The organism is Rhodoplanes azumiensis, assembly GCF_042682915.1.
In the GTDB taxonomy this organism is placed as follows: Bacteria; Pseudomonadota; Alphaproteobacteria; order Rhizobiales; family Xanthobacteraceae; genus Rhodoplanes; species Rhodoplanes azumiensis.
On the sequence record NZ_JBHUIW010000029.1, the window covers coordinates 22,821 to 35,458 of the forward strand.

17 protein-coding genes are annotated in these 12,638 nt (G+C 71.1%); 9 read left to right on the top strand and 8 right to left on the bottom strand.

Annotation, left to right across the window (positions count from 1 at the left end; genetic code table 11):
* Position 1 precedes the first annotated feature (1 nt).
* The 5 genes from ACFSOX_RS20310 to ACFSOX_RS20330 all read right to left on the bottom strand — a co-directional run bounded on the left by ACFSOX_RS20310 (position 2) and on the right by ACFSOX_RS20330 (position 3,830).
* Positions 2–604, bottom strand: coding sequence for an SCO family protein (locus ACFSOX_RS20310; RefSeq protein ID WP_378479649.1), 603 nt, complete (start codon positions 602–604; stop codon positions 2–4).
* 80 nt (positions 605–684) lie between these two features.
* A complete protein-coding gene (locus tag ACFSOX_RS20315) occupies positions 685–867 on the bottom strand; it encodes a hypothetical protein (protein WP_378479650.1) in 183 nt (60 codons plus the stop codon).
* Positions 868–1,093: 226 nt separating this feature from the next.
* On the bottom strand, positions 1,094–1,927 hold the full coding sequence (locus tag ACFSOX_RS20320) for an SGNH/GDSL hydrolase family protein (protein WP_378479651.1): 834 nt from the start codon (positions 1,925–1,927) through the stop codon (positions 1,094–1,096).
* Positions 1,924–2,679 (bottom strand): SGNH/GDSL hydrolase family protein, encoded by a 756-nt coding sequence (locus ACFSOX_RS20325; protein ID WP_378479652.1) that lies wholly within the window; start codon positions 2,677–2,679, stop codon positions 1,924–1,926. Before ACFSOX_RS20325 ends, ACFSOX_RS20320 begins: the two co-directional genes overlap by 4 nt.
* A complete protein-coding gene (locus ACFSOX_RS20330) occupies positions 2,676–3,830 on the bottom strand; it encodes an OpgC domain-containing protein (RefSeq protein WP_378479653.1) in 1,155 nt (384 codons plus the stop codon). Before ACFSOX_RS20330 ends, ACFSOX_RS20325 begins: the two co-directional genes overlap by 4 nt.
* A gap of 320 nt (positions 3,831–4,150) precedes the next feature.
* On the opposite strand from ACFSOX_RS20330, the gene apaG reads away from it, so the two are divergent.
* A complete protein-coding gene (gene apaG, locus ACFSOX_RS20335; protein WP_378479654.1) occupies positions 4,151–4,546 on the top strand; it encodes a Co2+/Mg2+ efflux protein ApaG in 396 nt (131 codons plus the stop codon).
* A 295-nt stretch (positions 4,547–4,841) separates the two neighbouring features.
* Here the strand turns inward: apaG and ACFSOX_RS20340 are convergent, their stop codons facing one another.
* Positions 4,842–5,252: a DUF3775 domain-containing protein gene (locus ACFSOX_RS20340; RefSeq protein ID WP_378479655.1), complete on the bottom strand. Its 411-nt coding sequence runs from the start codon at positions 5,250–5,252 to the stop codon at positions 4,842–4,844.
* A gap of 311 nt (positions 5,253–5,563) precedes the next feature.
* Between ACFSOX_RS20340 and ACFSOX_RS20345 the strand changes: the two genes are divergently transcribed.
* Positions 5,564–6,631, top strand: coding sequence for a tartrate dehydrogenase (locus ACFSOX_RS20345; RefSeq protein ID WP_378479656.1), 1,068 nt, complete (start codon positions 5,564–5,566; stop codon positions 6,629–6,631).
* Positions 6,632–6,809: 178 nt separating this feature from the next.
* Here ACFSOX_RS20345 and ACFSOX_RS20350 read toward each other — a convergent pair whose 3' ends face one another.
* Positions 6,810–7,415: a UbiX family flavin prenyltransferase gene (locus ACFSOX_RS20350; RefSeq protein WP_378479657.1), complete on the bottom strand. Its 606-nt coding sequence runs from the start codon at positions 7,413–7,415 to the stop codon at positions 6,810–6,812.
* A 417-nt stretch (positions 7,416–7,832) separates the two neighbouring features.
* On the opposite strand from ACFSOX_RS20350, the gene ACFSOX_RS20355 reads away from it, so the two are divergent.
* The gene (locus ACFSOX_RS20355; RefSeq protein ID WP_378479658.1) at positions 7,833–9,155 is read left to right on the top strand and encodes a L,D-transpeptidase family protein; all 1,323 of its coding nucleotides are present in this window, start codon (positions 7,833–7,835) and stop codon (positions 9,153–9,155) included.
* Between the two features lie 148 nt (positions 9,156–9,303).
* Complete coding sequence (locus ACFSOX_RS20360) at positions 9,304–9,642, top strand: hypothetical protein (protein ID WP_378479659.1); 339 nt, start codon at positions 9,304–9,306, stop codon at positions 9,640–9,642.
* A gap of 31 nt (positions 9,643–9,673) precedes the next feature.
* Here the strand turns inward: ACFSOX_RS20360 and ACFSOX_RS20365 are convergent, their stop codons facing one another.
* Positions 9,674–10,009, bottom strand: coding sequence for a hypothetical protein (locus tag ACFSOX_RS20365; RefSeq protein ID WP_378479660.1), 336 nt, complete (start codon positions 10,007–10,009; stop codon positions 9,674–9,676).
* Between the two features lie 157 nt (positions 10,010–10,166).
* On the opposite strand from ACFSOX_RS20365, the gene ACFSOX_RS20370 reads away from it, so the two are divergent.
* From ACFSOX_RS20370 to ACFSOX_RS20390, 5 genes are all read left to right on the top strand, one after another.
* Complete coding sequence (locus ACFSOX_RS20370) at positions 10,167–10,727, top strand: RNA polymerase sigma factor (protein WP_378479661.1); 561 nt, start codon at positions 10,167–10,169, stop codon at positions 10,725–10,727.
* On the top strand, positions 10,724–11,188 hold the full coding sequence (locus tag ACFSOX_RS20375; protein WP_378479662.1) for a hypothetical protein: 465 nt from the start codon (positions 10,724–10,726) through the stop codon (positions 11,186–11,188). The genes ACFSOX_RS20370 and ACFSOX_RS20375 overlap by 4 nt, the downstream gene beginning before the upstream one ends.
* A complete protein-coding gene (locus tag ACFSOX_RS20380; RefSeq protein WP_378479663.1) occupies positions 11,185–11,649 on the top strand; it encodes a periplasmic heavy metal sensor in 465 nt (154 codons plus the stop codon). The genes ACFSOX_RS20375 and ACFSOX_RS20380 overlap by 4 nt, the downstream gene beginning before the upstream one ends.
* Before the next feature lie 135 nt (positions 11,650–11,784).
* The gene (locus ACFSOX_RS20385) at positions 11,785–12,129 is read left to right on the top strand and encodes a hypothetical protein (RefSeq protein WP_378479664.1); all 345 of its coding nucleotides are present in this window, start codon (positions 11,785–11,787) and stop codon (positions 12,127–12,129) included.
* Between the two features lie 197 nt (positions 12,130–12,326).
* Positions 12,327–12,554: a cysteine rich repeat-containing protein gene (locus ACFSOX_RS20390; protein WP_378479665.1), complete on the top strand. Its 228-nt coding sequence runs from the start codon at positions 12,327–12,329 to the stop codon at positions 12,552–12,554.
* Positions 12,555–12,638: the final 84 nt, after the last annotated feature.

The following is a 12,638-nucleotide window of genomic DNA, read 5'->3' on the forward strand; positions in this document are numbered from 1 at the left end:
CTCAAAAATACTTCTTCAGATCCGCCGCGGCGTCCTCGGGGGCGCGCTTGATGTTGAAGGGGGCGACGAACTTGCCCTGCTTGTCCATCAGATAGACGATGGCGGTGTGATCCATCGTGTAGTCGCCGGCCTCCAGCGGAACCTTGCGGTAATAGACCCGGAACGCCTTCGCCACCGCCGCGATCGCCTCCGGCGTGCCGGTGACGCCGCGCAGGCCGGGCTCGAAGCTCGACAGATAGTCCTTCAGCACGGCCGGGGTGTCGCGCTCGGGATCGACCGAGACGAACAGCACGGCGGTGCGGCCGGCGTCCGGCCCGAGCGCGCGTAGAAGCTCGGAGGCCTCGAACAGCGCGGTCGGGCAGACGTCGGGGCAATGCGTGAAGCCGAAGAACATCAGGAACGGCTTGCCGCGCAGATCCGTGTCCGAGATCGGCTGGCCGTCCTGGTCGACGAGCCGGAACGGGCCGCCGACCGCCGCGGCGGTCGCCACCGACGAGTTGCCGCCGAGCCGGCCGGTCGCCACCAGCACGAGGCCGAGGCACAGCAGCAGGCCGATCGAGAAGGCGCCGGCCAGAAGGGCGAGGCGGGAGGCGCGTGAAGCCACGGATGTACTCCTCGGAACAAGTCGTCTCGGAACAGTCGTCGGCGCGCCGTGGGAGGGCGCCGATGCGGCAGGGCGGACGGTCAGAAGCAGCCGGCGATGCCGGCGACGATGACCTCGTAGAACACGGCCGGGCCGAGCCAGGCCCACAGGGCGAGCGTCGCGGCGATCATCACGGCGACGACCACGACGATCGCCACGCGGATGGCGCGCCGCGGGGCGGCCGCGGCGCGGGCGGAAAATTCGGCCGCCAGAGGATCGGACATCGCGGGTTCGGAGATCGCAGGGTCGGACATCGCACGCTCCCGCCCGGAAAGGGCTCGCGCCGGGACGGCCGGTCACGCGGCGGCACCGTGGCCCGCACTCCCGGAGGGCGCGTGCCCATCCTGGCGGGCTCCGGCGCCGCCGTCGTTGACATAGGTCGGTTCGGGCGCGGCGCCAACCCCGTCGGGCTCGGCGCCGGCGTTGCGGCCCGCGGCGCGGCGGGTCCGGTCAGGGCGCCGGGCGAAAGGCCGGCGGCACCGCAGGGGCCGCCGCCACGGTGGCCGGCCGGGTCGCCGCCTCGGTGACGGCGTCGGCCATCAGGCGGCCGAAGCAGGCATAGCCCCAGTCGTTCATGTGGAGCCCGTCCGGATCGATGAAGGTGTCGACCGGGATTCTCTCGGTCTCGTGCCAGCGCTTCATCACGGCGAAGCGGGGGAACAGGTCGGCGCTGCCCTCGCGCGCCATCGCGGCCAGGAGCGTGACCATCTCGGCCGCGTGCGGCTTGGCCAGCACGGCGGGGGCGTATTGCGGGTCGATCAGCACCACGTCGATGCCGAGCCGGCGCAGCCGGGCGATCCCGTCGGTCACCAGAACCCGTACATCGTCGAGCGAGTGGCCGCGCAGCAGCGCATTGGTGCCGGTCTGCCAGATCACGAGATCCGGCTTCTCGGACAGCACGCTGGCCTCGAAGCGGGCGAGCATCTCCTGGACATCCTCGCCGTTGACGCCGCGGTTGAGCACGCGCAGGGGCTGCTCCGGCAAGGTCTCGTGCAGGCGGGCCTCCATCCGGCTCGGATAGGAGGCGGCCGGGGAACTGGCGCCGGCGCCGGCCGTCGACGACGAGCCGAGCGCCACGATGGTGAGCAGCTGCTTCCGAGCGATCTTCTGCGCCGTCCGGGTCAGCCGGTCGGCGAAGCGGGTGAGGTCCGACTGCGACCGGCACGGCGGCGCCGCATCGGGCGCCGGGTCGGAGGCGGCGGCGGGCAGGACGAGACCGAAGGGGACGAGGAGGGCCGCCGCGAGAAGCGTGCGGCGCACCCGAGCGAGGCGGGACACCATCATGGCCGATCGTTTGCTTTCCGTTCCTCTCTTGTCAAGGCGACCCCGTCGAGAATCAGCCTTGCGAGAAGCTTGCCGAAGCACGCGTGTACCCGCTCGGCCATGTCCATTTTCTTAGTGACGGTCGTCAGATCGAAGATACCCGCCTCGTTCCAGTGCTTCATGACCGCAAATCGGTCGAAAAGGTTGACGGAATGCTGCAGAGCGACGAACCGCATGGTGTCCGCGTAGGCATTCACCGCGATCATCGACTCGGTGCGCGGGCTGAACTGCATGTTCATCAGCAGCACGTCGGCGCCGCCCTTCTGCAAGGCCTCGGTGCCTTCCTCGAGGGCGATGCGGAAGTCCTCCGGATCGACGCCGCGGATCGCGTCGGCGGTACCGGACTGCCAGATCACCAGTGCCGGCTTCTTGGCGGTCAGGATCTCCGGAATCGCGGCCTGCATCTCGGCGGCGCTCTGCTTGGGCTTGGCGAAGGTGCTCACCGTCACGGCGACGCCGGGCAGGGCGGCTCTCAGCGCCGCCTCGAGCGGCCCCGGATAGGCCTTGCCGGCGCCGGCCGGGCCGGCGAGCGCCGAGGAGGCGCTGCCCAGGACGGCGATCTCGAGCGTCTTGGCGGCGATCGCATCGGCCACCCGCGGCATCGCGAAATCCGCTTGGACCAAGCCGTCAGGCACCTGGCACGCGGCCTCCGGCTCGGCCAGCGCCGGGCCGGCGAGCAGGGTTGCGAGGAGGGCGAGGACCGCGCGGGTCATGACGAGCTCCCGGCCGGCCCGGCGCTCGACGTGGCCCGTGACCCGGCATGGCGGCCTTCGATCAGCTTGTACCAAGACATAACGGCCGCCGCGGCAATCATAACCATAACCCCGGCGACGCTGACAATGATCTGCATCGCGATTCCGTCCCACAACTCCGCCATGACGAAGTGCGCCGCGAAGGCGAGGAACACGCCGAGGCAGAAGATCTCTAGCGAATGCTGACCGCAGACCACGGCCGGCCGCGCCCAGCGCGACTTCAGGGCCGGCCAGTCGCGCGGAACGAAACGCACCGCCAGCACGGCGAGGGCGAAGAAGTGAGCGACCCGCAGGACGTCGAGATTGGTCTTGTCGATCGGGTACATCCACTCGGCCAGCGCCTTCGGGACGAACCGGGTCCATGGCGGCACGTACCAGGTCAGCACGACCGCGAAGGAGACGAGCAGATAGGCGACGGCGAGCGCCACCACCCAGGGCGAGCGGATGAAGCCGCCGATGCGGTCGATGCCGCCGAGCGCGCACCAAGCGCCGAAGCAGAACAGCAACTGCCAGGCGAACGGGTTGAACACCCAGTGGCCGCTCGGATAGGCGGGCAGGTTGATGCCGAACTCCCAGGCGAGCGCATAGACCGCCACGGTGACGAACAGCGCGACGGTCGGGGCGCGCAACGCCAGCCAGACATAGGGCGGGAAGAACGCCAGCAGCACGATGTAGAGGGGCAGGACGTCCATGTTGGCCGGCTTGAACTTGAGGAGAAGGGCCTGGACGAGCGTCACGTCGGGCTGCCGCAGGAACTCGAAGACGCCCATCTCTTCGGCGTAGAGCGGGTTCTCGAAGCTCGCCGAGACATAGGCGATCTCGGCCATGTAGATGGTGAACAGGAAGATGTGGGCGACGTAGACCTGCCAGGCGCGGCGCAGGATGCGGGCCGAGGCGACCAGGAAGCCGCGCTCCTGCATGGTGGCGCCGTAGACGAAGGCGGCCGTGTAGCCGGAGATGAAGACGAAGATTTCGGTGGCGTCGCTGAAGCCGTAGTTCCGGATGGTGATCCAGCTCACCACGTTCGACGGAATGTGGTCGAGGAAGATCAGCCAGAGCGCGAGACCGCGGAAGAGGTCGAGGCGCAGATCGCGTCCGCCGGCTGTCGACATGAGTGCGTCCCGAATCCGTCCGCATTGCACGAGACCCGACTTATTGCGACGCAATGGGGCGAAGCGACGACGGTGCCGTTCGTCGCGCGCGATCGGGTCGCGCGGCAGCCGGTCACACGGCAGCCGGTCACACGGCAGCCGGTCACACGCCAGCCGGTCGGATGGGCACCGGTCGGACGCCCACCGGTCCGATGGCCGCGATCCCCCGGCGCGGGGGCCGGGTGGACCGGTGCGGCGGCGGGACGGTTCGTTCCCGGCGGTCGACCGGGTATAACGGTCGGTGCTCGACCCCCGCACCCGCATTCCGCCGCGAGGAGCCCATGTTCATAACCCGGACCCGCGACATCGAGGTGAAGGTGACGCCGCGTTTCCTGCCGGAGCGCTCGTCCGCCGACAAGCGGTATTACTTCTGGTCCTACACGATCGAGATCACCAATCACGGCGACGCGACCGTGCAGCTCGAGAGCCGCCACTGGCGCATCACCGACGCGCACGGCCGCGTGCAGGAGGTGCGCGGTGCCGGCGTGGTCGGCGAGCAGCCCGTGCTCGCGCCCGGCGCCAGCTACGAGTATACCAGCGGCGTGCCGCTGACGACCGACTCCGGCTTCATGACCGGAAGCTACACGATGGTCGACGACGCCGGCGAGCGCTTCGAGGTCGCCATCCCGACCTTCTCGCTCGACCTTCCCCACGCCGCCGCCCGGGTGGTGAACTGAGGGGCCGGCGGAGCGTCATGCGGGAGGCGAGCCCGACGGACCGCCGCGGTCTTTTGCATGACTCCGGCAATCGTGGTCTGCGCCGGCGAGGGTATTGCGCGATCCGTCATCCCGGGCGCGAACCATAGGTTCGCGAGCCCGGGAGCCATAACCCCGGTGTCGGTGGCGCACGAGAGACAGGGCGTATGGATCCCGGGCTCGGCGCGTGCGCGGCGCCCCGGGACGACGGAGCAGATCCGCAAAGCCCTTGCCTTCGCGGATCTCGACGGGGGAGCGACCCCGGACCCAGGTCCGCTCAGAAATGCCCGAGGTCGTAGTCGTCGCAGGAGCAACCGAACTGGTCGAGCGCGTCCTCGAGATGGTCGGGCAGCATGGGCTTCGAGAGCAGGTAGTCCGCGGTGCGCTTGTTGTGGGCGCGGGCCGCCTCGGCGCGCAGATCGTCCCAGTCGTCGAGCGAGCCGTCACCGCGTCCCAGCCAGGTGAGGGCGACGAGATCGACCTGTTCGTCCTGATTGAGCGAGCGGATGAACGCCTTGAGCTCGCGATAGGTCGGGTCGTCGCGGCGGGCGTCGAGCGCCGACCAGCTCGTCTCGTCGGCGTCGTCGTCGCTGTCGGTGGCGACGTCCTGAACCTCGAACTCGCGCGCCTTCATGATGACGTAGCAGACTTTCTCGGGCGAGATGGTCAGGGCAGGCGCGGTGATCATGGCTGGCGTCCTCGTGCGGCCAGTCCCATGTCGACGTCGAAACCGGCCCTCACCCTCCGTCTGCTTCGCCGACAGCACCGACCGCTTGCAACCGGTGGAAAGCTTATGGCCGGGCGGCGCGCGGGCCTTGATTTGCGTCAAGCAGCCGGCTGCCCGCGGCTGCGCGCCGCGGGGCATGGCCCCGCCCGCTCCGGGGATTGACGCCCCGTCGCGACTGCCGCCACCCTGCGCGCTGCGACGCACGATCTTCCGCGACACCACAGATCCCCGACAGCACACAGATAGGCGGCGCACGCCGCCGGAGGCGAGGCATGAAGAAAACCTATCGGGTCGCCGTGATCCCGGGCGACGGCATCGGCAAGGAGGTGGTGCCGGAGGGCGTCCGGGTTCTCGAGAAGGTCGCCAAGCGGCACGGCTTCGCGCTCCAGCTCGACTGGTTCGACTTCTCCTCCTGCGACTACTACCTGAAGCACGGCCGCATGATGCCGGAGGACTGGAAGCAGCAGGTCGGCGGCCACGACGCGATCTTCTTCGGCGCCGTCGGCTGGCCGAAGGCGGTGCCGGATCACGTCTCGCTGTGGGGCTCGCTGCTGCTGTTTCGGCGCGACTTCGACCAGTACGTCAACCTTCGGCCCGTCAAGCTGATGCCGGGCGTGCCCTGTCCGCTCGCCGGCCGCGCGCCCGGCGACATCGACTTCTTCGTCGTGCGCGAGAACACCGAGGGCGAGTACTCCTCGATCGGCGGCAAGATGTTTCCCGGGACCGAGCGCGAGTTCGTCGTGCAGGAGACCGTGATGACCCGCACCGGCATCGACCGGGTGCTGAAATACGCCTTCGAGCTCGCCCGCCGGCGGCCGAAGCGCCATCTCACCTCGGCGACCAAATCGAACGGCATCTCGATCACCATGCCGTACTGGGACGAGCGCGTGGAGGAGATGGCGAAGGCCTATCCGGACGTGCGCTGGGACAAGTATCACATCGACATTCTGACCGCGAACTTCGTCCTGCATCCCGACTGGTTCGACGTCGTCGTCGCCTCCAACCTGTTCGGCGACATTCTGTCCGATCTCGGCCCGGCCTGCGCCGGCACGATCGGCATCGCGGCGGCCGCCAACATCAATCCGGAGCGCACCTGGCCGTCGGTGTTCGAGCCGGTGCACGGCTCGGCGCCCGACATCGCGGGGCAGGGCATCGCCAACCCGATCGGCCAGATCTGGTCGGGCGCCATGATGCTCGACCATCTCGGCGAGGGCGAGGCGGCCGCCGCCGTGCTCGGCGCGATCGAGAAGGTGCTGGCCGAGAAGACGCTGCGCACCCGCGACCTCGGCGGCAACGCCGACACGGTCGCCTGCGGCAAGGCGATCGCCGAGATGATTTGATCGTCGTCATTCCGGGGCGCGGCATCTCCTCCCCGTCGCGGGTCATCACATGTCCCGACGGATGGGCCGGCCCCTTGAGCAGATGGCGTTGGCGTTCTCTGACGGTACGGCGAGTCCAGCGCCGCTCCCTCTCCCCGCAGGGGAGAGGTGAAAACAAGATCGCGGAACGCCTACGCCCTCACACCCCGTTCGGCTCGCCGCCGGGCTCGTCGGGGGCGTCGCGCCAGCGGCGGACCGTGCCGGTGTCGATGTCGAACAGGTCGAGCACGCGGCCGACCGTGTGGTCGATCATCTCCTCGATCGATGCCGGCTTCGCATACATGGCCGGCACCGGCGGATAGACGATCGCGCCCATCTCGGTGACGGCCGCCATGTTGCGGATGTGGCCGAGATGGAGCGGCGTCTCGCGCGCCACCAGCACCAGCCGGCGGCGCTCCTTCAGCACGACGTCGGCGGCGCGCGGCAAGAGCGAGCCGGTGATGCCGTTGGCGATCTCGGCGAGCGTGCGCATCGAGCACGGGCAGACGATCATGCCGGCGGTGCGGAACGAGCCCGACGAGATCGCCGCGCCGATGTCGTTGGTCGCGTACCACACGTCGGCGAGCGCCTGCAGGTCGGCGAGCGTGCGGTCGGTCTCGAGTGCGAGCGTCACCTTGGCGGCGCTGGAGACGACCACATGGGTCTCGACGTCGACGGTGCGCAGGATCTCCAGGAGCCGCAGCCCGTAGACGATGCCGGAGGCGCCGCTGATCCCGACGATCAGGCGGCGCGGCGTCGTGGTCATGCGGGTCTCCTGTGACGGGCCGGCCGTGGCGGGACGACCGGTGGCGGCGACCGGCGGGCGGTGCGGTCGCGCCGGGGCGGGGTGGTGCGAGGGTCGGCCGCGCGGGACGGCATCGGCCGGAGGCCGACAGCTAGCGCAGTTCGGACGACGATTCATCCCCCGAATCGCGGCGCTCGCGGTATCATGACGCCGAGCCTGTGCGCGTGCCGCGTGATCGCGGCGCACTCGCGCCGCTCGACCGCGCAGGCCGCGTGCAACGACGGGCCAGGGGACGCCGATTTGCCGTCCCTTTACCAAATTCTCAGGGTTGGAATGCAGTCTCGAACCGCGGCGGACACGGTTTCCGCCTTGTTGCTGCCCTAACTTCTTCCCAGATGGTCGGCAATATCGGGCTCGAATTCGAGGGGGACGAGTCTTTTGCGCGCAACCTGTCTGATCCTGCTGGCCGCCGGCGTCGGGGTGTCCGCGCTGGCGACGTCCGCGGTCGATGCCACGGCCCAGACCTATCCGGGCGCCTATCGGACGCCGGGCACCTACGGTGCCCCGGGCCCTTACGGATCGGCGCCCGTCATGGACGAGGACGACGAGGTCGCGACCTATCCGGGCGCGCCGCAGCGTTCGATGGGCGGTGCCTACGGGAGCGGCGACCTCAGTGGCCATCCGGCCGCCGCGCCGGTGCCCTACGAGACCCAGCCGCTGCCGCCCCCCGGCCAGGCCGACTATTCGCGCGGCGTCGCGCCGACCTATCGGGACGGCACGCCCTATCGCGAGGCGCCGACCACCATCTACCGCGAGCCGCCGTCGTCCGCGCCCTACCGCGACACCTTCGCGCCACCGCAAGGCGCGATGCCGCGCTACGCCGCGCCGGCCCCGGCCGACGGTGCGCTGCGGCCGCCCGGCGAGATCGCCGGCCAGTCGCCGGTCGGCCAGCCGCCGATGGGCGGCCAGGGCTATGCGACGGCCGCTCCGCCGCCGGGTTACGGTGCCCAGCAGGCTCCCGGTTATGGCGCGCAGCCGGGTTACGGCGTCCAGCCGGGCACCGGCTACGGGGCCGCTCCGCCGGCCTACGGGGCGCAGCCCGGCTACGGGGCACCCGCCTATGGCCGTCCGGCCGAGGCCGACCGCGCGCCGGTCGGCAGCATTCCGCAGGGCAACCAAGCCTACGCCGCGCTGGGGCCCGACTACCAGCCCGAGACGGAGCGCAAGGAGCTGCCGCCGCAGTTCAAGCGTCAGCTCGTCGATTACCCGACCACCGAGCCGGCCGGCACCATCGTGGTCGACACGCCGAACACCTACCTCTACCTCGTGCTCGGCAACGGCAAGGCGATGCGCTACGGCATCGGCGTCGGCCGCGAGGGCTTCACCTGGGCCGGGGTCGAGCGCGTCACCCGCATGGCGGAGTGGCCCGACTGGCACCCGCCGGCCGAGATGATCGAGCGCCAGCCCTACCTGCCGCGCTTCATGGCCGGCGGCGAGAGCAATCCGATGGGCGCCCGCGCCCTCTATCTCGGCAAGACCGTCTACCGCATCCACGGCACCAACCAGCCGTCCACCATCGGCACCTTCGTGTCGTCGGGCTGCATCCGGCTGGTCAACGAGGACATCGAGGATCTGTATCGCCGGGTCGGCGTCGGCACCCGCGTGGTGGTGAAGCCGAAGGCGTCGTCCAGCGCCGCGCCACCTCCGCCGGCCGCGGCGCAGCGGCCGCGTGCCGCCGGTTTGCCGCAGGTGATCCGCTGACGGCTCGCGCCGGGCACCGAATTCGAGGACGACGGCCGGGGGATCCCCCGGCCGTCGTCGTATCCGGGAGACGGCCCGGAAGACCGGGCGGCGGCGATTGACGGGCCGGGGGCGGCGCAGCACCATCGCGGCGAGGGGGGACGACAGGATGAGACGCGCGATCACCGGTTTCGCCGGGCTGGCCGTCGCGGCCGCGCTCGGCGGCTGCGTGACACCCTCGACGACCGCCCCGAACACGGCACCGCTCGAGCTCGGGATGACGCCGCAGGCGGCCTCGATGGCGCTCGGCGTGCCGCTCGAGCCGGTCGCCGGGCAGGGCGCCTCGCGCACCCAAGGCGACTCGCGCATCTATGTGGCGCGCCTGCCGGCCGCGACCCCCGGCCTCACCTCGGTCGACGGCCTGGTCTGGCTGCAGTTTCGCGCCGGGCGGCTGACCGGCTTCAAGCGCGACTGGCACATGGGGCCCGGACCGACCCGGCCGTTCTGAGCCGGGTCCGACAGCCCGTCACGGCCGGCCGTCACGGCCGTCCGAGGCTTCGCCGCACGCCCAGATAGACACCGGACGATCCGCCGCTCCCGGATCCGGCCTCGTCGCTGCGGCCGCCCGGCCGAAACCCGCCCTTGAGCGTCACGCGGTCGTCGACGTCGTAGCCGACCCCGAGTCCTTCGAGATGAAGGCGCCGGGTCCGCGCGGTTCCGGCCGCGCGTGGGCCGGCCGCCGCGCGATCCGCGACCGTCCCGGGCGTGGTCGCCAGAACCGAGAAGTCCGGCTGCGTCGGCTGCGCCAGGACCGCACCGGCTCCGGCCGGCAGAGCGAGCCCGAGCCCGACGACGAGCACCCACGGCTTGACCATCCGGGCCTCTCCTGCGTTCGGGTTCCGCTTCGCGCCTGGTACGCTCGTGCCGCCCCGCGTCCTTCGCGTCGTCGCGGCACCCGCTTGCCACCCGAAGGAAACCCGCGGGCGCCGCGTAAAAGGTCCAGGAGCGCGGCCGTCAGGGGGTCGGAGGCCGATGGAGAACGACGTCGACGAGGGGCTCGTCGCGCAGGTCGCCGCCGGCGACCGGCTCGCCTTTCGTCGTCTCATGGAGCGTCACATGCCGCGCGCCGTGCGGGTCGCCCAGCGGGTCACCGGCAATGCCGCCGATGCCGACGACATCGCCCAGGAGGCGTTCCTGCGGGTGTGGACGCGGGCCGGCTCGTTCGATCCGGCCAAGGCGCGCTTCACCACCTGGCTCTACCGGATCGTCACCAATCTCGCGATCGACCAGCGCCGCCGGCCCTCGCACGCCGAGCTCGAGCTCGCCGCCGAGGTGGCGGACGGCGAGCCGGGCCCGGACGCGACCCTGGAGGCGCGCGAGGAGCGGCGCGCCGTCGACGCGGCGATCGCGGCGCTGCCGGCCCGGCAACGCGCCGCCGTGGTTCTGTTCCATATGGAGGGCCTGAGCGGCCGCGAGGCGGCGGCCGTGCTGGATCTCTCCGAGAAGGCGTTCGAGTCGCTGCTGATCCGCGGCCGCGCCGCCGTCAAGGCGGCGTGCCGGCCGCGCGCGGAAACTGCCGGGAGGGTACCGTGACGTTCACCGAGTTTCGCCGTCTCGCCGAGACCTATGGCGGCGATGTCGCGCGCTGGCCGGAGGCGACGCGCGACGCCGCCCGGGCGATCGCCCGCACGCCGGAGGGCCGGGCGGTGCTCGCCGCCGAGCGCCGGCTCGATCTGATGCTGGAGGAGGCGCCCGAGGTGCCGCGGCGACGGGCCGACGACCTCGCCTTCGCGGTGATGCAGCGGCTCGCCACGGCCCCGCCGGCGACGCTGGTCCAGCGTCCCGGGGGGCCGCCTTCGGGGCGGCCGATCGGCGCGACGGCGCGCGGCTGGCTGCGCTGGCTGGTGCCGGCCGCGAGCCTCGCCTGCTCGCTCCTCGTCGGCGTGTCGCTCGCGCGCGAAGTGCCCTACGCGGTCGGCCCGTCGCCCGCCGCCACCATCATCGCCATGGTGGTCGACGCCGGCGCCATTCCGAACGACTGGGGGCGGCCGTGAGTGTTCCGTCGCGCTTTCTTTCCGGACTCCGCGCCCGCAAGCTGCAGGTCGCGCTGCTCGCCTCGCTGTGCCTCAACGTCGGGCTGGGCAGCTATGTCGCGACCCAGTGGCTGGCGCCGCGGCCGCTCATCGCCACCGCGGCCGGGGCGCCGATGCGCCTGATCGACTCCATCGCGGACCGCCTGCCGGAGGAGGACGCGACGCGGCTGCGCCGCATCTACGACCTGAGAAAACCGGCTGTCGTCGCAGCGCAGGCCGACTACGAGCAGGCGCTGCGCCGCGCGATCCTGAAGCTCGCCGACCCGCGCCTCGACGCGGCGTCGTTCCGGGCCGCCGTGATGGAGGCGCGCGACAAGCGCGTCGCCATCGGCGACATCGTGATCGACGCCGTGGTCGAGGCCGCCGTCGAGATTCCGCCGCAGACCCGCGCCGACCTGGTCGGCCGGCTGCGCGGACGCTGATCACGTGGCAAGTGATCACGCGATCGAGTCTCACGAGATCGAGACACACGCGATGACCGTGCGGCGCGAAGGAAACGGCGGCCGGCGCCGTAGCAGGGCAAACGGCACCCGCCGTTCTCACCCACGGAGACCCTCATGACCCTGCTCCGCTCCACGCTCGCCGCGGCGCTTCCGGCCGCGCTGCTCGGCCTCGCCGTCCTGCCCGCACAGGCCGCCGACGTGGTCGTCCAGAACGGCCGTTATGTCGTCGTCGCGCCGCCTCCGCCGCCGCCCGTGATCGTTCCGCCGCCGCCGCCCGTGGTGGTCGCCGGTCCCTATTATTACGGCGGTTATTACGGCCGCTATTACGGCCCGCGCCCTGCCTATGTCCCGGCCGCGGGCGTCAGCCGCACCGTGGTGGCGGGGCCGAACTGCACCTGGCGCACGACGCGTGTCTGGGTCGGCGGCGGCTATGCGATGCGTCGCGTCCGCGTCTGCTGAGACGACTGGACGTGATCACGTCGGTGGTCGTTCCGCGGCGGCGCGCAGCGCCGAACCCGGAGTCCAGCCGAGAACCAGGAGCATGCCGCTGAATTCCGGGTTCGCGCCTTCGGCGCGCGCCCCGGGATGACGGACCTCGTCAGCCCAAACAGACTCTCGTCCCTCACCCCGCACGATCAACATCAGGAGAAGACGACATGCGATCGATCCTCGCCGCCACCGGCCTCGCCGTGCTGCTCGCCGCCGGCGTGCACGGCCCTGCTTTCGCGCAGGACCAGGGCGTGCTGCGCGACGCCTGCAAGGCCGACTACCAGAAGCTCTGCCAGGGCGTGCAGCCGGGCGGCGGCCGCATCATCAAGTGCCTGCAGGACCAGAGCGACAAGCTCTCGCCCGGCTGCAAGACGGCGTTGTCGTCGCGCAAGTGATCAGATCACCGGGACGTTAGGGACAACGACTCCGTCATGGCCGGGCTCGTCCCGGCCATCCACGTCCTTGCCGTGCCGCAGCGG

Bases quoted from the DNA above. Each gene is read 5' to 3' on its own strand.
- ACFSOX_RS20385 (WP_378479664.1), top strand. From the start codon at position 11,785: ATGACCCTGCTCCGCTCCACGCTCGCCGCGGCGCTTCCGGCCGCGCTG.
- ACFSOX_RS20320 (WP_378479651.1), bottom strand. From the start codon at position 1,927: ATGATGGTGTCCCGCCTCGCTCGGGTGCGCCGCACGCTTCTCGCGGCG.
- ACFSOX_RS20350 (WP_378479657.1), bottom strand. From the start codon at position 7,415: ATGACCACGACGCCGCGCCGCCTGATCGTCGGGATCAGCGGCGCCTCC.
- ACFSOX_RS20365 (WP_378479660.1), bottom strand. From the start codon at position 10,009: ATGGTCAAGCCGTGGGTGCTCGTCGTCGGGCTCGGGCTCGCTCTGCCG.
- ACFSOX_RS20390 (WP_378479665.1), top strand. From the start codon at position 12,327: ATGCGATCGATCCTCGCCGCCACCGGCCTCGCCGTGCTGCTCGCCGCC.
- apaG (WP_378479654.1), top strand. From the start codon at position 4,151: ATGTTCATAACCCGGACCCGCGACATCGAGGTGAAGGTGACGCCGCGT.
- ACFSOX_RS20345 (WP_378479656.1), top strand. From the start codon at position 5,564: ATGAAGAAAACCTATCGGGTCGCCGTGATCCCGGGCGACGGCATCGGC.
- ACFSOX_RS20360 (WP_378479659.1), top strand. From the start codon at position 9,304: ATGAGACGCGCGATCACCGGTTTCGCCGGGCTGGCCGTCGCGGCCGCG.
- ACFSOX_RS20315 (WP_378479650.1), bottom strand. From the start codon at position 867: ATGTCCGATCCTCTGGCGGCCGAATTTTCCGCCCGCGCCGCGGCCGCC.
- ACFSOX_RS20370 (WP_378479661.1), top strand. From the start codon at position 10,167: ATGGAGAACGACGTCGACGAGGGGCTCGTCGCGCAGGTCGCCGCCGGC.
- ACFSOX_RS20330 (WP_378479653.1), bottom strand. From the start codon at position 3,830: ATGTCGACAGCCGGCGGACGCGATCTGCGCCTCGACCTCTTCCGCGGT.
- ACFSOX_RS20340 (WP_378479655.1), bottom strand. From the start codon at position 5,252: ATGATCACCGCGCCTGCCCTGACCATCTCGCCCGAGAAAGTCTGCTAC.
- ACFSOX_RS20325 (WP_378479652.1), bottom strand. From the start codon at position 2,679: ATGACCCGCGCGGTCCTCGCCCTCCTCGCAACCCTGCTCGCCGGCCCG.